Annotated in this window: 17 protein-coding genes; 10 read left to right on the top strand and 7 right to left on the bottom strand. The window is 68.4% G+C overall.

Translation table 11 applies throughout. The annotated features are described in order from the left end of the window. Positions 1–206 (bottom strand): Fic/DOC family N-terminal domain-containing protein (locus tag HUV06_RS15990; RefSeq protein WP_217433661.1); only part of this gene is annotated, 206 nt, incomplete at its 3' end. Between the two features lie 282 nt (positions 207–488). Between HUV06_RS15990 and HUV06_RS15985 the strand changes: the two genes are divergently transcribed. The 3 genes from HUV06_RS15985 (at position 489) to HUV06_RS06275 (ending at position 3,627) form a co-directional block, all read left to right on the top strand. Next, the gene (locus HUV06_RS15985; RefSeq protein WP_217433660.1) at positions 489–707 is read left to right on the top strand and encodes a hypothetical protein; all 219 of its coding nucleotides are present in this window, start codon (positions 489–491) and stop codon (positions 705–707) included. A 173-nt stretch (positions 708–880) separates the two neighbouring features. Then, a complete protein-coding gene (locus tag HUV06_RS06280) occupies positions 881–1,261 on the top strand; it encodes a winged helix-turn-helix domain-containing protein (protein ID WP_254600910.1) in 381 nt (126 codons plus the stop codon). A gap of 167 nt (positions 1,262–1,428) precedes the next feature. After that, a complete protein-coding gene (locus tag HUV06_RS06275; protein ID WP_174300420.1) occupies positions 1,429–3,627 on the top strand; it encodes a TonB-dependent siderophore receptor in 2,199 nt (732 codons plus the stop codon). Between the two features lie 240 nt (positions 3,628–3,867). Here HUV06_RS06275 and HUV06_RS06270 read toward each other — a convergent pair whose 3' ends face one another. The 5 genes from HUV06_RS06270 to HUV06_RS06250 form a co-directional block, all read right to left on the bottom strand. Further along, complete coding sequence (locus HUV06_RS06270) at positions 3,868–4,434, bottom strand: PepSY domain-containing protein (RefSeq protein ID WP_174300419.1); 567 nt, start codon at positions 4,432–4,434, stop codon at positions 3,868–3,870. Between the two features lie 21 nt (positions 4,435–4,455). Then, complete coding sequence (locus HUV06_RS06265) at positions 4,456–5,139, bottom strand: Fe2+-dependent dioxygenase (protein ID WP_174300418.1); 684 nt, start codon at positions 5,137–5,139, stop codon at positions 4,456–4,458. Beyond that, entirely contained in the window at positions 5,136–5,897 is a 762-nt protein-coding gene (locus HUV06_RS06260) for a tetratricopeptide repeat protein (RefSeq protein WP_174300417.1), read from the bottom strand. The genes HUV06_RS06265 and HUV06_RS06260 overlap by 4 nt, the downstream gene beginning before the upstream one ends. A gap of 128 nt (positions 5,898–6,025) precedes the next feature. Further along, positions 6,026–8,146, bottom strand: coding sequence for a TonB-dependent siderophore receptor (locus tag HUV06_RS06255; RefSeq protein WP_174300416.1), 2,121 nt, complete (start codon positions 8,144–8,146; stop codon positions 6,026–6,028). An 851-nt stretch (positions 8,147–8,997) separates the two neighbouring features. Next, positions 8,998–9,990, bottom strand: a complete 993-nt coding sequence (locus tag HUV06_RS06250) for a hydroxymethylglutaryl-CoA lyase (protein WP_174300415.1) — start codon at positions 9,988–9,990, stop codon at positions 8,998–9,000. Between the two features lie 102 nt (positions 9,991–10,092). On the opposite strand from HUV06_RS06250, the gene HUV06_RS06245 reads away from it, so the two are divergent. The 6 genes from HUV06_RS06245 (at position 10,093) to HUV06_RS06220 (ending at position 19,467) form a co-directional block, all read left to right on the top strand. After that, positions 10,093–12,141 carry a hydantoinase/oxoprolinase family protein gene (locus HUV06_RS06245; RefSeq protein ID WP_174300414.1) on the top strand — a complete coding sequence of 683 codons (2,049 nt, stop codon included), beginning with the start codon at positions 10,093–10,095 and terminating at the stop codon, positions 12,139–12,141. 23 nt (positions 12,142–12,164) lie between these two features. Next, positions 12,165–14,054, top strand: a complete 1,890-nt coding sequence (locus HUV06_RS06240; RefSeq protein WP_174300413.1) for a hydantoinase B/oxoprolinase family protein — start codon at positions 12,165–12,167, stop codon at positions 14,052–14,054. Between the two features lie 7 nt (positions 14,055–14,061). Next, on the top strand, positions 14,062–15,300 hold the full coding sequence (locus HUV06_RS06235; RefSeq protein WP_174300412.1) for a CaiB/BaiF CoA-transferase family protein: 1,239 nt from the start codon (positions 14,062–14,064) through the stop codon (positions 15,298–15,300). Continuing rightward, on the top strand, positions 15,297–15,998 hold the full coding sequence (locus HUV06_RS06230) for an isochorismatase family protein (protein ID WP_174300411.1): 702 nt from the start codon (positions 15,297–15,299) through the stop codon (positions 15,996–15,998). The genes HUV06_RS06235 and HUV06_RS06230 overlap by 4 nt, the downstream gene beginning before the upstream one ends. 122 nt (positions 15,999–16,120) lie before the next feature. After that, the gene (locus HUV06_RS06225; RefSeq protein WP_174300410.1) at positions 16,121–18,466 is read left to right on the top strand and encodes a TonB-dependent receptor; all 2,346 of its coding nucleotides are present in this window, start codon (positions 16,121–16,123) and stop codon (positions 18,464–18,466) included. A gap of 131 nt (positions 18,467–18,597) precedes the next feature. Beyond that, a complete protein-coding gene (locus HUV06_RS06220; protein WP_174300409.1) occupies positions 18,598–19,467 on the top strand; it encodes a GntR family transcriptional regulator in 870 nt (289 codons plus the stop codon). A 19-nt stretch (positions 19,468–19,486) separates the two neighbouring features. On the opposite strand, the gene HUV06_RS06215 is transcribed toward HUV06_RS06220, so the two are convergent. Beyond that, positions 19,487–20,362 carry a LysR substrate-binding domain-containing protein gene (locus HUV06_RS06215; protein ID WP_174300408.1) on the bottom strand — a complete coding sequence of 292 codons (876 nt, stop codon included), beginning with the start codon at positions 20,360–20,362 and terminating at the stop codon, positions 19,487–19,489. 105 nt (positions 20,363–20,467) lie between these two features. Here HUV06_RS06215 and HUV06_RS06210 point away from each other — a divergent pair, with 105 nt between their 5' ends. Continuing rightward, positions 20,468–21,808 (top strand): MFS transporter, encoded by a 1,341-nt coding sequence (locus HUV06_RS06210; protein WP_174300407.1) that lies wholly within the window; start codon positions 20,468–20,470, stop codon positions 21,806–21,808. The last annotated feature ends 33 nt before the right edge of the window (positions 21,809–21,841 follow it).

The following is a 21,841-nucleotide window of genomic DNA, read 5'->3' as shown; positions in this document are numbered from 1 at the left end:
GGTGCGTAGAGCTGGGCTTCGGCCGCCAGGAGGTCCTGGAGCGAACTCTGCGTTCCCTCGATCTGGCTGGAGAGCACTGCCTCCTTGCGGACGTACATGAGGACGAAGAGATCGGGGTTGGGCAGGATTTGGATCGACCCGTCCAGGCGTCCAAGCGCTAGGTCGGCCTGTGAGAGGAGGCGCTGCAGCTCGCTTTCGACGCGCACCGGCGGCGCAGGAGGCAGTGGCGCAGGGATGAAGGCGCGATAGCCCTTGAGTTGGCGCTGGTAGCTCCCGGCGCGGTTTTCGAGCGGCTGATCCCCGGTCCCTTGTGTCGAGGAAGTTTGCATAAGGCGAACGTGTCAGGTCCATGTGAAAGGCTGCGTTCAATATGGCCGTTAAGAGCGCCGTTATGCAAGCCACCTTTCATAGCGGCGCGGCGCTCCTGGAAAGGTCCTCGTAACCTCGACGGCATAGGTCACCCGGCCCTTTGTTCCGCCGGGCTCTTGATGACCAAATACCGCAATCCACGCTTCGGGCGCATGATCACCGACTTCTGCCGGAAGCGGGTCGCGCGGGTTCTGCCGCCAAAGGAAGCGGAGCAGCTGGAGCAGTACCTGGTCGCCCTGCACCGGGCTGGCGGCCCTGTCCCGGCGCAAGGTCGAGGGGTGAACTGGGATCGTGTCTCAACAGGTGGTGTAGCTCGACGTCAGCAGAGCCGCTCGTGAAGCGCGCCTTCCACATGGCGCCGCAGCGCACCTTGTAACTCAGTATCGCCCTGCCGCAGAAGCCGAACCGCCCGTCAAACGTATTTGTCTATATATATCATGCGCAATCTCGTCCTCCCGCTTCCCGCCCGATCGGCTATGGTCGGGACATCGCGCACCCGGCAGGCAGCCATTTGTCGATCCTCGGTCCGTTCAAGCTGAAGGCCCAGCTCATGTGCGGGGCCGAGCCCGCCATGGGTCCCGGCAAGGCACTGGTGCTGGAGGCGATCGCCCGCACCGGATCGATCTCAGCCGCCGGGCGCGACCTCGGCATGAGCTACCGCCGCATCTGGCTGCTGGTCGACAGCATGAACCGTTGTTGGGACGAGCGGCTAATCGAGACCAGCAAGGGCGGTGGGAAGAGGGGCGGGGCGGAACTGACCGCTCGTGGCCAAGCGATCCTGGAGGCCTTCCGCAGCCTGGAGGCGCGCATGGAGCGGGCGGCGCTCAGCGGCGACAACACCGCCCTGCTGGAAGGCCTGCGTCTCGAGACCAGGCCGCGCAACCCCGCCTGAGCGCCGCGCCGAGCGGCCCCGGCTCGGGCGGCTTAGCCGGGCGCCTGCGATGTTTCATCATCGCCACATCTTGGCGCTAACGCGACCTCGGTCTCATCGGCCATTGCCCGATAGATACAGGCGGATACAACGCGGCGGATGCGGGCTTTCCGCCCCTCGTGAGCCCTATGTCCAGAAGCGTCACAGGCGACTGCATCGCCGCCGTCGTGCTCGCCGGCCTCGCCGCCTCGGCCGGGATCGCCGCCGCGCAGGACGCCCCGACGGCGACGCGCACGCCGGTGGTGACCGTCACGGGCCGCCGCCTGGACTCGCAGGGCTACGCCGCCCCGCCCCAGTACGACGTTCCGATCGCCACCCTGGGTCCGTTAGGCGATCAGCCGATCCTGGACGCGCCCCAGTCGGTGACCGTCATCCCCGAGGACCTGGTGGTCAACCAGCAGACCCGCAACGTGAACGACACCCTGCGCTTCCTGCCCTCGGTGGAGATCCGCGACCAGCAAGGCTTCGAGATCTCGCGCCCCCAGTCGCGGGGCTTTCAGAGCAGCATCGCCTCCAACACGCGGCTGGACGGACTGAACATCATCGGCACCACCGAAGTGCCGGCCGAGAACCTGGCCGGCATCCAGGTCCTGAATGGGCCGAGCGGCTCCCTGTTCGGGCCGGAGACCCCGGCCGGCGTGTTCGACTACATTCTGAAGCGCCCCACGGATGCGCCGCTGCTGCGCTACGTGGAGGGCTTCGATTCCAACGGCGTGTTCACCGAGCAGGCCGACGTGGGCGGCCGCGGCGGACCGGACGACAAGCTCGGCGCACGGCTGAACCTGTTGCATGGTCAGGGCGAGGCCTATGTGGAGGGCAGCCACGTCGACCGCACTCTGGCCACCTTGGACGTGGACTACCATCTCGATGAACGGACGGTGGTGGAGGCCGACTACAGCCACTATTCCAGCGACGCCACGGGACTGCCGGGCAGCTTCGTCTACGATGGCGCCAGCAGCGGCGCGAGCAAGAGCACACTGCTGCCCAAGGCCGTGGATCCCAGCCGCGTCGGCTACGGCCAGCCTGGCGCCGGAACCGAGATCAGCACCGAGACCGCGCTCGGAAAGATCAAGCATAGCTTCAACAGCGACTGGAACTTCGAGGTTGGCGGTCTGTACCAGAACGCCATCCGCGGTTTGTACGGCGTTACCAACACATTGACCGACGACAAGGGCGACTACACGGTCACCAAGAACTTCACTGCAGTGCCGCAGTTCACCATTGGCTCCAACAGCGCCGCCCTGGACGGCCACATCCGCCTCTTCGGCTTGCTGAACGACGTGTCGGTCGGGACCAACGGCTTCATCAACGGCCAGTACTCCCACAAGACCTCGATCGCGGTGACCCTGACGGGGAAGGGCCAGACCCTGAACCTCGCCGATCCGCTCGTGCTCCCGAACCAGCCCACGCCCCAGAGCGGCGGGCTCTACCAGTCCTCGCGCGTGTTCGAGCAGTCGCTGGTCTTCGGCGACACCTTGCACTTCAATGACCAGCTGGCGCTGCAGGGCGTGGTCAGCACCTCGTTCCTGCACTCGCACAGCTATGCGGCCAGCGGCGCGCTCACCAGCCAGGACAAGCGCGACGGGGTGACCAGCCCCACCGTCAGCCTGATCTATAAGCCCTTGGCGGCGCTCAGCTTCCACGCCACCTACGCCAGCAGCCTGGAGCAGGGCGATCAGGCCCCGACCAACGTCATCAACGCCAACCAGATCCTCGCGCCCTACAAGGACGAGTTGTACGAGGTGGGGGCCAAGTACGCCGTGACGCGCAACCTGCTGCTGACGCTCGACGCCTTCCACATGACGCGCCCGTTCGCCACCACGCCGCTGAAGACCTTCGAGGTCATCGGGGAACAGCGCAACACCGGAGTCGAAGCCTTCGTCCAGGGCGAGATCACCCCCGACCTCAGCCTGTTCGGGGGCGCCACCTATATCGACGCGCGCCTGTTGGACTCCGGCAACGCGACCACCCAGGGCAGGCTGATCGTTGGCGTCCCTTCGCTGAAGAGCGACCTCGTGTTCGACTACCACCCGGCCTTCGCCCAGGGCTTGGCCGCAACCTTCACGGTGAACTACGAGGACCGGCGCGCGGCGACCAACACCAACAGCTCCTTCGCGCCGTCCTATGTCACGATCGATCCCGGCCTGCGCTACTCGCTCGGCCTGTTCGGCCACCACGCCACCGCCCGCGTCCAGGCGATCAACGTCACCGACGAGCACTACTACATTTCCATCGCCGACGGCGCGATCGTGGGCAGCCCCGGCGCCAACACCGCCTATCTCGGCATGCCGCGCACCTACGAGGCGAGCCTGGAGTTCGACTTCTGAGCGCCGGCCGAACGCCATCGCTGGGCCGGCTCAAGCTAGCGGCGCGAATCTGACCAGGATGGCTCCTCGCACCTGCGAGGAGCCGGACAGCTGCGCGCCCAACTCGGTAAGTGGACTGGTAGGAAGCACCGCCCGAAAGCCGCCGTCCAACATTTGCGGGCGAAGCTTTAGAGTCCTCTTCGGCGGAGAGCTACCGCGCCCGCCGCGTGGTGCGCTCATCCGCGCCACCGATCTAGCTGATCAGAGCAGGATGATCAGGACCGGTACAACCACGCCAGCGATGAGCAGGCCCCACGAGATACGCGGAGTTCGTGTGAAGCGGAGTCCGATCCAAAGACCGAACAGGGTGGAGATGGCGAGACCGGCAGCGATCGCCTCGAAGAACCACTTCAGCACCAAGGTCGGCCCTTTCTGCGCTTCATCGTCATGGTCACCGTGACCCGGCGGGCCGGCGTGGGCATCCCGGTCCGAAGCTACCGTCGCGGCGGGTGGTCCACGGACATGGTCAGGCTCGGATAGCACTTGGTCCTTGTGCAGTTTACCGAGCGTCTCGATCAAGGCCGGTGCGTGATAGCTGCCGTGGTTCTCATGCAAGTTGAATAACTGGCAAGCGCCGCTGACGCAGAAGAACAGCACGCTTGGTGCGATAAAAAGGCCTACATGGCTATGAAATATTCGAACAAACAACAAGGTAGATCTCCCGATTGATTTGCAGCGCATTTTTCCCAGGATTGCTAAAGATACCTTGATTTGCGATCCAGGTTTAGCGCTGCCCGCTTCTCGGTAGACCGTGCGTCCCGCCGTCACCCCTTCTTCACGAACAGGCTCTCACAGGTCCGCCCACATCCGCACCAGGTTGTGGTAGGCGCCCGTGAGCGCGATGGCTCCCGGATGGGTGTCCCCCACATCGCCACGCACGGAGGCGATCGCCCGGTCCAGCCGATAGAGGAGGGCGCGCTGGACCTCGTCGCCCACCATCGACTCTACCCAGAAAAAGGACGCCCAGCGCTCGCCCGAACGGACCGGCTCCACCCGATGCACCGTGGTCGCCGGATAGAGCACCATGTCGCCGGCGGCGAGCTTGATCCGCCGCGGCTCCGGGCCGTCGTCGATCACCAGCTCCCCACCTTCGTATTCGTCGGGGCCGCTGAGAAAGAGGGTGGCGGACAGGTCGGTCCTGTAGCGCGCGCCCGTGAGGGGCGAGGTGCGGATGGCGTTGTCGATGTGGTCGCCGAAGGCCATCCCCACGCCGTAACGGTTGAAGAGCGGCGGATAGACCTTCAACGGCAAGGCCGCGGACATGAAGATCGGGTGGCTCGCCAGCGCCCCCAACACCATCTCGCCGAGCTGCGCAGCCTGGGGGCTGTCCTCGGCAAGCTGGAGGTTCCGCTTGGCCAGGCCGGACTGCCCGCCCGCCGTCACGCGCCCGTCGACCCACGCGGCGGACTGGAGCAGGCTCCGGCACATCCGCACCTGCTCGCGGGTCAGCACCTGGGGCACGTGCAGGATCATGAGGGGGGCTTCCGGGGGGCCGCATGGCCCGGGGCCAGCTCCCGCCTGAGCCGGCGGCCGAGGTCCGCCAGCCGGGCGTCGAGATGGGCCTCGAGCAGATCGAGCACCCCGGCGAGGCTGTCAGGCGTCGCCGACCGGCAAGCCCGCTCCGCCCAACCCAGCGCCTCGTCGGAACGGTCGAGCGCGGCCATGACCGTGGCGTAGTTGAACTGGGCGCGGAAATAGCCGCTTTCGGCGGACGCGCGATACCAGCCGAGAGCTTCCACCGCATTGCGCGGCGCGCCCCATCCCTCCTCGTAGCACCGGGCGAGCAGGTTCATCGCCCGGGCGTGCCCCTTGCTCGCCGCGCTGGCGTACAAGCGGCAAGCCTGTGTCAGGTCCTGATGCACGCCGCGGCCGTCGAACAGCATGTTGGCGTAGTTGTATTCGCCCCAGTCGTGCCCCGCCTCCGCCGAGCGTGCATACCAGCGCGCCGCCTCGGACAGGTCGGGCGGCGCGCCCCAACCGTTCTCGAAGCAGCGGCCGGCCATGTTCATCGCCGTCGGGGAGCCCCTCCGGGCGGCGCTGAGGAACCACCTATGGGCCGCCACCGGGTCGCGCGTCACGCCGAGGCCATCCAGCAGCATCTGACCCAGCCGGACCTGCCCCTCCGCCAACCCGAGCCTCGCCGCCGCCCGGACCCACGGCGCCGCCTCCGCCGGATCGCCGCCGAGGACGCGCCGCAGTTGGCTCGCCTCCATGCGTTGAAGGGCGCACATGCGGCGGTACTCGTCTTCCGCTTCGACGGCCCGGGCGAGTTCACCGGATCGGGGCCCGCCGGCTGTTCTCGACGGCCGCCCGCGCCTGGCGCTGATGCCATGCACGCGTGTTTCGACGCCGCCCGGCATCAGAAGCTTGCTTGCACGGTGAACTTGATCGTGCGGCCGGCGCCGGGAATGACGTGGTTCTCGGACGCCGACGTGTAGTAGATGTTGTCGTAGTAGAGCTTATCGAACAGGTTGATCGCGTTGAGCTGGACTTTCAGCCGCTCGTTAAGCCTGTAGGACGTCATGGCGTTCCAGACCACGTAACTGGGCGCAAACGTCGCCGTAGTCCCGGGAGTCACGATGTTGCCGATGCGGCGGTCAAGGTAGTTGCCGCCAAAGCCGACCTCCCAGGGCTTGGTGATCCTGTATTCCGCCCAAAGGTTCACGGCGTTGCGCGCCAGGTTAGGGATCAGGACGTCCGAATACCGGACCACCGGCGCCGTCCCGGCGTCCCCGCTCGTCTTGCCGTCGAGATAGGTGTAGCCGGCGACGACACTGAACTTGTCCCCGATGTGGCCCGTCGCGCCAAGCTCCAGACCTTGCACTGTCTCCGCGCCCTGCAGCACGGTCAGCGTGGGGTTCTCGGGATCGTTGACCTGAGCGTTGTCGACTTCGGTGTGGAACAGCGCTCCGGTCACCAGAAGGCCACCGCCGAACAGACTGGTCTTGGAGCCCACCTCATAGGTGTTCGCTTTCACTGGACCAAGGTTGGCGGTCCTGGTGGTGAGCGTCAGGGCTTCGGCGGAGGGATCGAACGAGGTGCCGTAGGAGAAATAGACGCTCTCCCATCGCGTCGGCTTGACGACCAGCGCCGCGCGCGGACTGGCGACCACGTCGGTGTGCGAGAGGTTGAGGACCGCCCCGGAGGACACCGGGGTCTGGGTGTAGTCCGCCGCAAACCTGTCTACGCGCACGCCTGCGATCAGGTCCACGTAGCGGCCGATCGCCATGGTGTCGGTGACATAGCCGGCCTCGGTGTTGGCGTCGGTGACCTGCCGTTTCGTCACCGCTTCGTCAGGATGGACCTGGGTCGGATCGGGATTGAGGAGCGGGGTCTCCGGTATCCAGTTGTTGTTGCGGTCGAACGGGTTGTTATAGCTGTCGAGATGGTTGGTCTGGCGGGCGAGCTCGATCCCCGTCACCAAAGTGTGGTGAATGAAGCCCGTATCGAGCCTCGCCGTCAGGTCGAGCTGGTCGGTCAGGTTCGTCTGGACCCCAGAGCTGCTGGGGGAATCCCGTCCAACCAGGATGGCGCTGAGCGGCTCGCCCGGCGCAGGCGCCCCCTGACCGTCGTCGGCCACGCTGCCGAAGTTGGGTGCGTCGAACCGGTAGTTGAACTCGTAGGTGGCGTAGCGCAGCGTGTCGGCGATCGATAGGTTCGAGCTGAAATCGTGCTTGATCCGGGCCGTGCCGACGTCGACCGTCGAGATCGCGTGGTCCGAGGTCAGGCCGTAGTCATTGCTTCGACGGACCCGAGCGGGTGCGCCGTCGACGAAGGGGATGCCGACGTCGGGCCGGTCATCTTCCGAAAGATGTAGATAGGCGAGTGTCAGGGTGGTTGGCTCGCCGATCCCGAACGACGCCTCCGGCGCGACGCCCCAGTGGTGGTTCTTCACATAGTCCCGGTCCGCCACCCCGGAGGACTCTCCCATGATGTTCAGCCTGAGCGCCGCGGCGGGCCCGATCGGCTGGTCGATGTCCAGCGTTCCGCGGTACTCGTCGTTAGTACCGACATCGGCCGCCAGCGAGCGGAAGGCTTCGAGCTGCGGGGCCTTGCTGACCTGGTTCACCGCGCCGCCCGTCGAACCGCGACCGAACAAGGTCGCCGACGGGCCTTTCAGCACCTCGATCGACTCAAGGTTGAACGGGTCGCGCACGTAGATCGCCGCGTCGCGTATGCCGTCGAGGAAGAAGTCGTTGAAGGCGGAGAAGCCACGGATGTTGATGGTGTCGCCCCGCGCCGCCCCCTCGCCCGCGTTCAGGGTGACGCCAGGAACGTTCTTCAGCGCGTCCTCCAATCGGGTGACCGCCTGATCCTTGATCAGTTGCTCCGGCACGACGTTCACCGACTGAGGCGTATCTTGGACCGTGAGAGGGATCTTATCGCCCAGGAGAGGGCGCAGGCCGGTGACGACGACCTGACTGACTGACGTGCTCGAGGCGGCGTCAGGATGGTCGTTGGTGACGGTCTGGTCGGTCACGGCCTCCTGGGCCGAGACGGGAGCGGCGGCGCTCGCGCAGAGCCCTAGCGCGCCGATCGCCTGCAGAACCTGTCCCGTCCCAACTGGGCGCTGCGCAGCCTTGGAACCCATCGTCTATCCCCTGTTCGAACGAACTCGGCCCGCTGCTCCATCGGGGCGAGCGGCGAAGCGGATAGCACGGCTTAGCCAAATTGCGAACAATTCTCATACTCATTCGCAGATCGCGCGCTGATAGGGTCGAGGGCAAGCTTCGCCGGGGAAGAACGATCTACCGCCTCGGCCAACCGGCTTTCGCCCCGCGGATGTAGAGCATGATCACTTCGCGCCAGGGCAGCAGTTCGCGCAAGAGTTCGGGCGGCCCGAATGCAGCGCTCATGTGAGCGCCGGCCCTCACTTGAGGGCGTGGTGTGGAGGCCCGAGTAGAAGGGGCAGATAATGGCAGCTGTCTCCGCTTCTCCAGCCCGAAACCAGTCGGGTTGGAGTCGGCCAATCCTGCCTTGGGCAGAGTTATAGCAGGCGTTTGTGTAGGCGACGTCTTTGGAGGTAGGGAAGAAACTTCCCGTTCCAACAGACTCGATCGCCAGCCCTATTTCTGAGAAAGTTCAACATCGTTGCTCGCACGACTCTCCAGCAAGGGTTTCATATCGGACCTTGCGCTTGAGCGTGCCGCCGTTGGGCGCCCACACGCGTCCCAGTCACCTTGCTCGGTGCATGCGCTTGGATAGGCTGCATGCGAGCGGAGTCCAGCCTGCTGCGTGTGGCGGACCTTGCGACGATAGCCGAGCTTCCGGTTATATTTCGCCACTATCCGCACCGAAAACGCAACTCAAGGCGCGCAATTTGCAGCATAGCTAGGGCGTCCGACCGGAGCCGGCGTCCTCGAGGTGTCCGGCGACACAGATCTTTGCACCCCTCCGCTCGCCAGGGCTGGATGGCGGGAAGACCCCGGCTCTGCCGAGCATGCCGGGTAGGGCGGCCTCGCCCAGGCGCTCGCCAAGCCAGCGGGCGGCGTCGATGGCGTAATGCAGGTCATAGCCGGTGGCGATGCCCATGCGGCTGAACATGTAGAGGGTGTCCTCAGTGGGGATGTTGCCGGTGGCGGCAGGGGCGAAGGGACAGCCGCCTATGCCGCCGAGCGAGGCGTCCAGCACCTCCACGCCCGTCGTCCAGGCGGCGTAGGCGTTGGCCAGGCCCGTGTTGCGGGTGTTGTGGAAGTGGCAGCGAAGCCGCGCCGCAGGCGCCGCCGCCCGCACGATCCCCACCCGGCGCACCACGGCGGCCGGGTCGCCGACGCCTATGGTGTCGGCGATGGCGATCTCGGCCACGCCGAAGCTTGCGAGCTCGGCGGCGAGGCGGCCGACCTGGGCCTCGTCCACCTCGCCCTCGAACGGGCAGCCGAAGGCCGCCGCGATCGTCACGCCCATCCCCAGACCCGCCTGGGCGGCCAGGGGGACCACCTCGGCGATCTGGGCCAGGGTCTGGTCGATGGAGGCGCCCTGGTTGCGCTGGTTGAAGGTCTCCGAGGCCACCACCACGAAGTTCACCTCGTCGACGCCCGCGACCGCGGCCCGGTCGAAGCCGCGCCTGTTCAGCACCAGCCCGATCAGCCTGACGCCCTGCGCCGGCAAGTCGGCTTCGTCCTTCAGGCCTTGCAGCACGGCCTCGGCGTCGGCCATCTGGGGCACGGCCTTGGGGTTGACGAAGCTCACCGCCTCGATCCGGCGCGCGCCGGCCGCCACGGCCTTGAGCACCAGCTGCACCTTGTCGCGGGTCGGCAGGAGGGTGGGGTGGTTCTGCAGCCCATCCCGAGGCGACACCTCCACGATCTCGATCTGCGGCGCCATGCGTGCCTCGTATACGAAACGGCTGATTGACAGCGTATTGTAAGGTATAGATCAACGGATTGGATACAACAGAGGTCACGCGGGTGACGGAAGGGTCCAGGCATGGCCTATCGGTTGGGCGTCGACGTCGGGGGCACCTTCACCGACCTGCTGCTGCTGGACGAGGAGTCGGGTCGATTCTGGCGGCACAAGACGCCGTCCACGCCCCATGACAGCTCCGAAGGCATCATGACGGGCGTGGAGGCGATCTGCCGCCAGGCCGACACTCGCCCCTCGGCGGTGGAGGTCTTCCTCCACGGCACCACCGTGGCCACCAACGCGGTGCTGGAGGGCAAGGGCGCGCGGGTCGGTCTGGTGACCACCGAGGGCTACCGCCAGGTGATGCAGATCGCCCGCTCGTTGGTGCCGGGCGGCCTGGCGGCCTGGATCGTGTGGCCCAAGCCCGAGCCGCTGGCCAAGCTCGAGGACACTGTCGAGATCAAGGGCCGCATGGACGCCCAGGGCCGCGAGGTGCGCCCGCTCGACGAGGCCGACGTCCGCGCCCAGCTCGCCAGGCTGAAGGCCAACGGGGTGGAGGCGATCACCGTCGCCCTGATGAACGGCTACCTGAACGGCGCCCACGAGCGGCGGGTGGCGGAGATCGGAGCCGACGTCCTGCCTGACGCGCCGGTCTCGCTTTCCCACGAGGTGCTGCCGGAGATGCAGGAGTACGAGCGCACCCTGACCACGGTGGCCAACGCCGCGGTGCGCCCGGTGGTCAGCCGCTACGTGCGCAACCTGCGCAGCCGCCTGCGGGCGCTGGACATGCAGGGCCGCATCTCGCTGCTGCGCTCGGATGGCGGGCTGATGTCGTCGGAGGCGTCTGAGGCGCACCCGGTGTCGCTGCTGATGTCTGGGCCCGCCGGCGGGGTGGCCGGGGCGCTGTGGGTGGCGCGCAATTCCGGGCTGAAGAACATCCTGACGCTCGACGTCGGCGGCACCTCCACCGACGTGGCCCTGATCGAGAACGGCGAGCCGCGGCGGGCCCGCACTACCGAGGTCGGCCACCTCAGCGTGCGCGCCTCCTCCCTGGACGTGAAGACGGTGGGCGCGGGCGGCGGCTCCATCGCCAAGGTGCCCGAGCTGACCCGCGCGCTGCGGGTGGGTCCGGAGTCTGCGGGTGCGGCCCCTGGCCCCGCCGCCTACGGCAAGGGCGGGAGGGCCGCGACGGTCACCGACGCCAACGTGCTGCTGGGCTATCTGCCGGAGAACCTGCTCGGCGGCGCCTTCCGGCTGGACCGCGCGGCCGCCCGGGCCGCGGTGCAGACGGTGGCCGACGCGCTGGGGGTGGACCTCTACGAGGCGGCGCGCGGCATCGTGGACATCGTCAACGAGAACATGTTCGGCGCGCTCCGCATGATCTCGGTGCAGCAGGGCTATGATCCGCGCGGCTTCGCCCTGATGGGCTTCGGCGGCGCAGGTCCCCTGCACGTCGCTGCGGTGGCCAAGCTGATGGGCTCCTGGCCGGCGGTGTCGCCGGTCTCGCCCGGCGTGCTCTGCGCGCTCGGCGACGCCACCACCCGCATGCGCACCGAGCTGGCTCGCTCGCTCTCCAAGCGCACCAGCCAGACCTCCGACGCCGAGGTCGCCGGCCTCCTGGCGCAGATGGGCGAGGAGGTGCGCGCCCGGCTGGCGACCGAGGGCGCGGCCCCCGACCAGATCAGCGTGGAGCACGAGGTCGACGTCCGCTACCACGGCCAGGCCTTCGAAGTGTCCATGCCCGTCGAGGCGCAGGGCTTCGAGGTCGGCGGGCTGTCGCGGCTGGCTGAGGCCTTCGATGCCGAGCACCGGCGGCTGTTCACCTTCAACATGGACGCCGAGCATGAGTTCGTGAACCTGCGCGCCGTGGCGCTCGGGCGTGTGCTCGACATCCCCGCCCTGGAGATCGAGGCCGGTGACGGCGACCCCTCCGCCGCCAAGCTGCGCGACCACGAGGTCTGGGTCGACGGCGGCTTCCAGCCGGCGGTGATCTACGACCGCGCCCGGCTGCGGGCCGGCGATCGCATCGCGGGCCCCGCCGTCGTGGTGGAGATGGACTCCACCACCCTGGTGCTGCCCGGCTGCGAGGCGGTGGTCGACCGCTTCGGCGTGATCCTCATCAACCCCGTCTGAGCGGCTGCTCCGGAGACCCTTCCATGCCCGCCCGCATCCTCCAGTCCGACGACCGGCCTTTCGCCTCGACTCCGGTCGATCCCGTCACCTTGGACATCATCGAGAACGCGCTGCGCAATGCGCGGGTGGAGATGGACGCCACCCTGTTCCGCACCGCGCTCTCTCCCGGCATCCGCGAGCAGGGCGACGCCTTCCCGCTGATCGCAGATCGCAAGGGGCGCATGGTGGTGGGGCAGTTCGGCTCCTTCATCGACGGGTTCCTTCGCGGCTTCGACGGCGACATCGAGGAGGGCGACGTCATCCTGGTCGGCGATCCGTATGCGGTGGAAGGCGCGATCAGCCACAACTCCGACCAGCTCTGTATCGCGCCGATCTACCGCAGCGGCCGGCTGATCGCCTGGTCGGCCATGTTCGGCCACATGACCGACATCGGCGGCAAGGTGCCGGGTTCGCTCCCCACCGACGCGGGGTCGGTGTTCGAGGAGGGGCTGCGCATGCCCCCGGTGAAGCTCTACCGTCGCGGCGAGCTGCAGGGCGACATCGTCAAGATCGCCGCCCACCAGTCGCGCATGCCCGAATGGTACAAGGCCGACCTGCACGCCATCGTGGCCGCCTGCAAGGTGGGCGGAAGACGGGTGCTGGAGCTCTGCGACCGCTTCGGCGAGGAGGTGTTCAACGCCGCGCTGGAGGAGCTGCTGGCCCGCAATCACCGCGCTATGAAGCAGCTCATCGCCACCTCGATCAGCGAGGAGCCCGTCTCGTTCGAGGACTACATCTGCGACGACGGCCGTGGCGCCGGGCCCTTCAAGATAAAGTGCAGCATGTGGCGCGAGGGCGAGCGGGTGGTGCTCGACTTCGAGGGCACCGACCCGCAGTCGGAGAGCTCGATTAACTTCTACATGAACGAGAACATGTTCAAGATGTTCTTCGGCATCTACATGGTCATGGTGTTCGACCCGCAGATCATGTTCAACGACGGGTTCTACGACCTGGTCGAGGTGCGCATCCCCGACGGCTCCCTGCTCAAGCCGAAGTTCCCGGCGGCGCTGTCCTGCCGCACCCATGCGCTGGGGCGCATCTTCGACGTGTTGGGCGCGCTGCTCGGCCAGAAGACCCCGCAGTTCCTCTGCGCCGCCGGCTTCTCCTCCAGCCCCCACCTGATGTTCTCCGGCTACGACGCCGAGGGCCAGTGGTTCCAGCTGTTCCAGATCGGCTTCGGCGGCATCCCGGGGCGGCCCTTCGGCGACGGGGCGGACGGCCATTCGCTGTGGCCGGGGTTCACCAACGTACCCAACGAGTTCCTGGAGCGCTACTTCCCCCTGCGCATCGAGCGCTACGAGAGCGTGGCCGACAGCGGGGGCGCGGGGCTCTACCGCGGCGGCAACGGCATCTTGATGAGCTACCGCTTCCTGGAGCCCGGGACCATCGCCATCCACGACGACCGCTGGTTCATCCCGCCCTGGGGCGTGAACGGCGGCAAGCCCGGCATGCGCTCCTACAAGCACCTGGAGAAGGCGTCCGGCGGGACCGTCGCCCTGCCGTCCAAGTGCGACAACGTCCAGGTCGAGCCAGGCGACCTGCTCCACTACGTCACCTGGGGCGGCGGCGGCTGGGGCGATCCGCTGGAGCGCGACGCGGAGCTGGTCGGCCTGGAAATCCGGCGCGGCCTGGTGAGCGTTCAGGGCGCGCGCGCCTACGGCGTGGTGGCCGACGGCGAGGGGCGGGTGAACGCGGCGGCGACCACGGCGCTCCGCGCAGACCTCCGTGCCCATAGGAACGCGCTGGAGGTGTTCGACCGCGGCCCGCCGCTGGAGACCCTGCGCGAGACCTGCGAGGCGCAGACCGGCCTGCCCGCCCCGCGCCCGCCGGTCTGGCGCAGCCTGTCGCGCGCCATGCGCATGGCCGCGGAATAGCGCGCCCATGACTGAAGAGGAGGGGAAAGCCGCCGACGCATCCAGGGGCGCGCCGGTGGAGAATACAGGCCCCTTGAAGGGGCTGAAGGTAGTGGAAATGGGCCAGCTGATCGCCGGTCCGTTCTGCGGCCAGCTGCTCGGCGACATGGGCGCAGATGTCGTCAAGATCGAGCCACCGGGCAAGGGCGACCCCATGCGCGACTGGGGCCGGGGCGACTATCCACTCTGGTGGGAGGTGGTGGGGCGCAACAAGCGCTCGGTCACCGCCAACCTGCGCGTCCCTGAGGGCCAGGACCTGGCGCGGCGGCTGATCCTGGGCGCCGACGTGCTGATCGAGAACTTCCGACCGGGCACGCTGGAGGGCTGGGGCCTGTCGCCCGAGCGCCTGCACCAGGACAACCCCGGCCTGATTATCGTGCGGGTGTCGGGCTACGGCCAGACCGGCCCCTACGCCCAGCGCGCGGGCTTCGGCGGCATCGGCGAGGCCATGGGCGGCTGGCGCTACATCGTGGGCGACGCGGACCGCGCGCCCTCGCGCATGGGCGTCTCCATCGGCGACGCGCTGGCGGCCACCTACGGCTGCATGGGCGCGCTGGCGGCGCTGCGCCACCGCGAGCTGACCGGCCAGGGCCAGGTGGTGGACAGCTCGCTCTACGAGAGCGTGCTGCAGGTAATGGAGAGCCTGATCCCCGACTACCAGCACATGGGCTACATCCGCGAACGCTCCGGCTCCGCCCTGCCGGGCATCGCGCCCTCCAACGTCTATCCCTGCCGCGACGGGGAGTATCTGATCGGCGCCAACCAGGACACGGTGTTCGGCCGGCTCTGCACGGCCATGGGCCGGCCGGAGCTGGCGGGCGACCCCCGCTACGCCAACCACATCCAGCGCGGCAGGCGCCAGGCCGAGCTCGACGCCCTGATCGCAGACTGGACCCGCACGCTCAGTGTGGAGGAGTTGGAGGCGCTGATGATCGAGGCGCAGGTGCCGGCCGGCCGCATCTATCGCGCCCCGGACATGCTGGCCGACCCCCAGTTCGCCGCGCGCGAGTCGATCATCGAGCTGGCGCATCCCCGCTGGGGCACGGTGAAGATGCAAAACGTCTTCCCCAAGCTCTCCGTCACGCCCGGCCGGGTGCGCACGCCCGCGCCAGTGGAGGTCGGCCAGCACAACGGCGAGGTCTACGGGGACCGCCTGGGCCTGGACGACGACGCCCTGGCCGGACTGAAGGCGCGCGGGGTGGTATGAGCGGGCTGGAGGACGACTACGCCCGCGCCGGCTTCGGCGGCCGGCTGGCGTTCGGGCGGCGCCCGGCGCTGCTGGTGGTGGACGTGGTGCAGGCCTACACCGCCAACGACTCCCCTCTGTACGCCGGGGTCGAGGCGGCCCTGACCAGCACGCTGCGCCTGATCGGGGCGGCGCGCACGGGCGGCGCGCCGGTGATCTACACCCGGGTTGTCTATCAGGCCGGCGGGGTGGACGGCGGCCTCTTCTACCGCAAGGTCCCGGCGCTCAAGCTGTTCGACGCCGGCTCGCCCCACGGCGCCTTCTGCGAGGGGGTCGCGCCGCGGCCCGAAGAGGTGGTGATTACCAAGCAGTACGCCTCGGCCTTCTTCGGAACGTCGCTGGCCTCGACCCTGCGCGCGCTCGAGGTCGACACCGTGGTGCTGTGCGGCTTCTCCACCTCGGGCTGCGTGCGCGCCTCGGCCCTGGACGCGCTGCAGAACGGGTTCGCGCCCTTCCTGGTCCGCCAGGCCTGCGGCGACCGGGACCCACGCGTGCAGGACGCTAACCTCTTCGACCTGCAGGCCAAATACGCCGAGGTCGTGGACGAAGGCTTCGCCATCGCCCGGCTGGCTGCGCCGGACGCGAAGCCACACGGAGCCGTAGATGGCCGAAAACGCGCAAAAAGCGGGCTAAACGACGATCATTTGCCCGAGACATAACATACCGGGGAAAGCGGCGGCGCATCGCAGGCAGCGTTTGCAAAAGGTATAAGGATATACCAACATAGCATGGCGGAGTGGTGGTGGATGGGGTCGCCGACCAGCTGCATGGAGGGGTCGACATGAGGAAGACTGTCAGAGCTTCGGCTTGCCTTGGTGTCTCGCTGGCGATCCTCGCCGCCGCGTCGGCCGCACAGGCGCAAAGTACGATCGCCGCTCCGCCCGCCGCCAACACGCCGCCGCAGACGCCGGCGCCGGAGGCCAGCGCGGCAGGCTCCACCGCGCTCCAGGAAGTGGTCGTGACAGCCCAGCGCCGCAGCCAGAACCTTCAGAACGTGCCGATCTCGGTTACCAGCTTCTCGGGCGACGCCCTGGCTGCGCAGCAGATCGGAAGCACGCTCGACCTCGGCCGTGAGGTGCCCAACATGTTCGCGGCCAACAACGTCGGCCAGGGCTCGGCCAACGTCTACTACATCCGCGGGCTCGGCCAGACCCAGTCCTTCCCGACCTTCGAAGCGCAGGTCGGCACCTACATCGACGACATCTATATCTCGCGCCAGAACGCCAACAACTTCGCCCTGTTCGGCGTCGACCAGATCCAGGTGCTGAACGGCCCGCAGGGCACGCTGTTCGGCCGCAACTCCACCGGGGGCGCCATCGTCGTCACCCTGCAGAAGCCCGGCGAGACCTTCGGGGGCGACGGCCAGGTGGGCGGCGGCTCCTACGACGGGTACACGTTCCGCGGATCGGTCAACCTGCCGATCAACAGCCAGATCCTCACGCGCACCTCCGCCTATGCGGTGGGCGACAGCGGCTATGTGCATGACGTCACCACCGGCCAGAGCCTGGACACCATGCACAACTGGGGCGTGCGCGAGGCGGTGTCTTTCCTGCCGGCGGCGCTGTCCAACGTCAGATGGGACATCGCGGGCGATTACGAGCACAACAACAACGCCAATCTTCTGAACCAGCCGGCGGACGGCGGCCAGGAGCGTATCTCCTATTCCGGGTTCACCACCCAGGGCGGCGCACTCGAGCCCTACCTCGGCGGCTCGAAGTCGACGTTCGGTCAAGGCGCGTTCGTGAACAGCTTCGGCCTGACCTCCAACATCAAGGCGAGCTTCAGCGCCGGCACGCTGAACCTGATCACCGGGGTGCGCGGCCTGTCCCAGCATCTGGCCGCCGACTTCCCGGCGGCGAGCCTGGGTCCGCTGCAGCCCGGCGACACCTACCCCACCGGGGAGATCACACTGGCCCAGGCGCTGCGGAACTCGCAGTACTCCCAGGAGATCAAGTGGACCGGCGATCTGGGCTCGCGCCTGAACTACACCGCCGGCGCCTTCTACCTGTTCGAGACCAACTCGAACGACTACGGCCAGGTGCTCGGTCTGGCGCCCGCCCTCGCGCTGCCGCTGAACGACCAGCTGGAGAAGAACCAGACCATCTCCGAGGCCGTCTACGCGCAGGGCGACCTGAAAGTGACGTCCAAGCTGACCTTCACCTTGGGCGGCCGCTTCACCCACGAGATCAAGACGACCCTGCTGCATCCGAGCGGCGCGGGCCCCGGTTACACAACCGCCGACGTGCAGGCGGAAGGCTATCCAACCCATCTGGACGCCAACGAGTTCACCCCGCGTATCGCGTTGCAGTACCAGATCGATCCCAACCTGATGGTGTTCGGCTCCGCCACCCGGGGGTTCCAGGGCGGCGGCTGGAACGGCCTGACCGGCGCCAGTCCTGCGGACTACAACAACTTCTCGCCCGAGACGATCTGGTCCTACGAGACCGGCTTCCGCTCCCAGACGCCGGACCGGCGTCTGCGCGTGAACGCCACCGCCTTCTACGAGAACGTGAACAACTACCAGCTGCTCTCCGACAACCCCGCCACCAACAGCTTCGACACCAGCAACGCCGCCAACCTCGCCGCCTACGGCCTGGAGACGAACATCACCTGGAAGCCGATCAGCAAGCTGACGCTCGGCGCGAACGTCAGCACCATCCGGGCCACCTACTTCGACCAGAGCGCGCTGATCCGCGACCAGCAGGCGTCGTGTCTGGCCGGGGTCGCGGGGACCTGCGACTCGGGCATCGTGCGCGCGAACGGCGCGCTGGCGACGCCGGTCTACACGCCCGCGCTCGACCTCTCCACCACCGCCAGCTATATCTTCGACTTCGATCTTCTGACCGTGACGCCCAATTTCGCGGTGCAGTACGTCTCACGCGAGTGGTTCGACACCGCCAATACCGAAGGCTCCTCCAGCTCCTATCCGACTCCCGCCGGCGGACGGGACAAGCCGCGCACGCTCATCGACTTCGGCGTGACCTTCGCGCCCAAGAAGTATCCGGTGACGATCACCGCCGAGTGCAAGAACTGTACGATGGTCGACTACGGCACCGCCGACCTGCTCGGGCTGGACTACTTCAACCAGCCGGGGACCTTCGACGTCAGCCTCGCCTTCAAGTTCTGAGCGTAGGGCAGGCGGCCGCGGCCCGCCATGACGCGCCGGCGCGCCGCCTCCCCGCCGTGGTTTTCGGTCGATCGCGGGGCTGCGCCGGTGTAGTCACAAGGCCCGTGTCACGGCCACAGGTCCTGATTGCAATGCCGACCGCCCGCGACACGACCGCGAAGAGCGACAGCGCCGCCCTGGACGCAGATCCGGACGCCGCCGCGGCCCACTTCTGGGAGATGCGGCTGTCGCCCGACATGCTGGACGAGGGCCAGCCGACACCCCTCTACCACCAGATCTACATGGTGATGCGCAGCGTCATCGAGCAGAACGAGGTCGGTCCCGGAACCCTGCTTCCCGGCGAACAGACGCTGACCCGGCTGTTCGCCGTCTCCCGCATCACCGTCAAGCGGGCGCTCAACGAGCTGGCCGCCGACAAGCTGGTCAGCCGCCACCGCGGGCGCGGCACGATCGTCGCCCCCCGCTCCTCGATCCCCATGGTCCGCAGCTCCTTCGACAACCTGATCGAGAGCCTGCAGGAGATGGGCCTGGTGACCCAGATCGAGCTGCTGGAGGTCGGCGAGGTGAGCGCCGGCGACTCCGCGGCGGGGTCCCTGCTGAAGCTGCCCGCCAACGCCCTCCTGCACCGCGTGGTGCGCCGCCGCCTGCTGGAGGGCCAGCCGCTCGCCTATCTGATCACCTTCACGCCCAAGGACATCGCGGCCAGCTTCTCGGTGGAGGACGTGGCCCACAAGACCTTCCTGGCCCTGCTCGAGCGCGCCGGCGCCGCGCCGCACGAGGCCGAACAGTGGATCACCGCGGTCGCCGCCGAACCCCAGATGGCCGCCGCCCTGGACGTGAGCGTCTCCGCGCCCCTGCTGAAGATCGAGCGCATCATGCGCGACGCCTCCGGGCGGCCGGTCCAGCTCAGCCTGGGCTACTACCGGCCGGACCGCTTCCAGTACCACGTCCGCAACGTCACCCTGCGCGAGCAGCGCGGCGCAGCCCTGGCCGCCGAGTGAGCCGCGGCGCGGTTGCGGCTTAACCCGGCGCCAGCTCCGCCCGCAGCCACGCGGCGAAGGCCAGCGAAGCCTCGCCGAGCCTTGATCCCGCCCGCCAGGCGATGTGGTAGGCGTAGGCGTCCTCCACCTCGACGTCGAACAGCCGCACCAGCCGCCCGCTGGCCAGGTCGCCCTGGACGAACAGCCGCCGGGCCAGCGCCACGCCCTGGCCGCTCGCCGCCGCCTCCACGATCATGGCGCTGTCGGACAGGGTGGGGCCGAGCCGGGGCTCCTCCAGCCTCAGCCGGGCCTCGCGCAGCCAGGGCGACCAGGGCTGCCAGGCGTGGCGCAGCAGCACGCAGCGGGCGAGGTCGGCGGGTTCGCGGATGCAGAGCTGGTCGCGGTAGGCCGGCGCGCACACCGGGAAGAGCACCTCCCCGCTCAGCCGCTCGTCCACCGCGTCGGCCCAGCCGCCCGCGCCGTAGCGCAGCGCCAGGTCGACCCCGGGGTCGAGGAAGTCGTCCAGGTCGGCGGTGGAGCGCACTTCCAGGTCCACGGCCGGGTGGGCGGCGGTGAAGCGGCCGAGCCGCGGGACCAGCCAGCGGACCGCCAGCGACGGGTGCACGCTGACCACGAGCCGCACCGAGCGCGCCGGCGCCGGCGCGGGGAAGGCCCGGTCCAGGGTCGCCAGCGCCTGGCGGACCTGGGACAGCAGGGCCACGGCCTCGCGCGTGGGGACCATGCGCCGGTTCGACCGCCGGAACAGCGGCGTCTGCAGCCGCTCCTCCAGCTCGCGGATGCGATGGCTGACCGCCCCGTGGGTCACCCCCAGCTCGGCCGCGGCCACCGAATAGCTGCCGTGGCGGGCGGCGGCGTCGAAGGCGCGCAGGGTCTGCATGGAGGGAAGGGGCGTCACGCTGCTCCTGATGTGAACCGAATTCACATTGAGGGCCAAATTTCCTCGTTTGTCACCCGCATAGAGCGCCCTAAGGTCAGCTAAGCTCACGATCACAGGCCGCCGATGCTTGCCGAGGACAGCTTTGCACCGCCCGTCGCGAGCGCCGTCCGCCTGCAGCGAGGCGGCTGGTATCTCGTCAGCCTGCTGATGGCCGTCCAGGTCGTCTCCTACGTCGACCGCTTCCTGCCGAGCCTGCTGGTCCCGGACATCAAGGCCGACCTGCACCTCAGCGATTTCCAGGTGGGGCTGCTGCTCGGGCCGGCCTTCGCCATCTTCTACGTCGCGGTGGGCCTGCCGTTCGGCTGGGCGGCGGACCGCCTCTCGCGGCGGGGCATCCTCGCCTTCGGTATCGCGGTCTGGTGCGCCATGACGGCGGCGGCCAGCCTGGCGTGGAGCTTCCTGCCGCTGTTCGCCGCCCGCCTGGGCGTAGGCTTCGGCGAGGCGGCGGTAGCGCCTTGCGCCGTCTCGCTGATCGGAGACGCCTTCCCCCCGGCGCGTCGGGCCAAGCCGATCGCCCTCTACATGGCCGGCTCCTTCGTGGGTGCCGGCTCGGCCTTCCTGTTCGGCGGCCCGCTCGTGCACGCCATCCAGCACGCCCCGCCGCTCATCGCCGGCATGCGGCCCTGGCAGAGCGTGTTCCTTGTCGTGGGCGCGCCGGGCCTGCTGCTCGCGCTCCTGATGCTGACGATCCGCGAGCCCGCCCGCGCCGAGGTGACCTCCACGGCTACCGCCACCCTGGGCGCGGCCCTGGGCTACATCCGGCGGAGGTGGCGCGCGTTCGGCGCGCTGTTCGTGGCGTCCGCCTGCTCGGTGACGCTGGGCGCGCTGAGCTTTTGGAACGTGGCCCTGTTCCAGCGCACCTGGGGCTGGAACGTGGGCCAGGTCGGCGTGGCGACGGGGCTGATGTTCTTCACCGCCGGGCCGCTCGGCGCAGTGGCGAGCGTGTGGCTGAGCCGGCGCGGCATGGCGCAGGGCCGGTCGGACGCGACGCTGCGTTCCTTGCTTTGCGGCCTGGTCATCGCCGCGCCCGGCCTGGCTCTCTTCCCGCTGGCGCCGAGCGCGCCGATTGCGCTGGTGGGCATGTTCATCGGCCTCTTCGGCGGCTCGATCGCCACCACTGCGGGGCCCGTGTCCGTGACTCTGCTGGCGCCGGGGCAGATCCGAGGCAAGGCGACGTCCATCTACTACCTGGTCATCAGCCTGGTCGGCCAATTCTTGGGGCCGCCGCCGGTCGGCTGGATGGTGGATCGGTTCGGTCATCCCTCGGCGCTGCGCTACGCCATGTCGATCGAGACGGTAGCGGTCTCGGTTCCGGCCATCCTCCTGGTCGCGCTCGGCCTGCCGGCCTTCCGCCGCGCCGCCGAGGAGCTGGAGCGCGCGCGTACGGACGTGGCCCATGGCTGAAGTGGAGGCGCGCCCGACGCTCGGCGCCATCCG

Origin of the sequence: Caulobacter sp. S45 (genome assembly GCF_903642205.1) — a bacterium.
Lineage (GTDB): Bacteria > Pseudomonadota > Alphaproteobacteria > Caulobacterales > Caulobacteraceae > CAHJWH01.
This window is presented reverse-complemented; position numbering and strand designations above follow the sequence as displayed.

Bases quoted from the DNA above. Each gene is read 5' to 3' on its own strand.
- HUV06_RS15985 (WP_217433660.1), top strand. From the start codon at position 489: ATGACCAAATACCGCAATCCACGCTTCGGGCGCATGATCACCGACTTC.
- HUV06_RS06275 (WP_174300420.1), top strand. From the start codon at position 1,429: ATGTCCAGAAGCGTCACAGGCGACTGCATCGCCGCCGTCGTGCTCGCC.
- HUV06_RS06265 (WP_174300418.1), bottom strand. From the start codon at position 5,139: ATGATCCTGCACGTGCCCCAGGTGCTGACCCGCGAGCAGGTGCGGATG.
- HUV06_RS06260 (WP_174300417.1), bottom strand. From the start codon at position 5,897: ATGTGCGCCCTTCAACGCATGGAGGCGAGCCAACTGCGGCGCGTCCTC.
- HUV06_RS06250 (WP_174300415.1), bottom strand. From the start codon at position 9,990: ATGGCGCCGCAGATCGAGATCGTGGAGGTGTCGCCTCGGGATGGGCTG.
- HUV06_RS06245 (WP_174300414.1), top strand. From the start codon at position 10,093: ATGGCCTATCGGTTGGGCGTCGACGTCGGGGGCACCTTCACCGACCTG.
- HUV06_RS06240 (WP_174300413.1), top strand. From the start codon at position 12,165: ATGCCCGCCCGCATCCTCCAGTCCGACGACCGGCCTTTCGCCTCGACT.
- HUV06_RS06235 (WP_174300412.1), top strand. From the start codon at position 14,062: ATGACTGAAGAGGAGGGGAAAGCCGCCGACGCATCCAGGGGCGCGCCG.
- HUV06_RS06230 (WP_174300411.1), top strand. From the start codon at position 15,297: ATGAGCGGGCTGGAGGACGACTACGCCCGCGCCGGCTTCGGCGGCCGG.
- HUV06_RS06225 (WP_174300410.1), top strand. From the start codon at position 16,121: ATGAGGAAGACTGTCAGAGCTTCGGCTTGCCTTGGTGTCTCGCTGGCG.
- HUV06_RS06220 (WP_174300409.1), top strand. From the start codon at position 18,598: ATGCCGACCGCCCGCGACACGACCGCGAAGAGCGACAGCGCCGCCCTG.
- HUV06_RS06210 (WP_174300407.1), top strand. From the start codon at position 20,468: ATGCTTGCCGAGGACAGCTTTGCACCGCCCGTCGCGAGCGCCGTCCGC.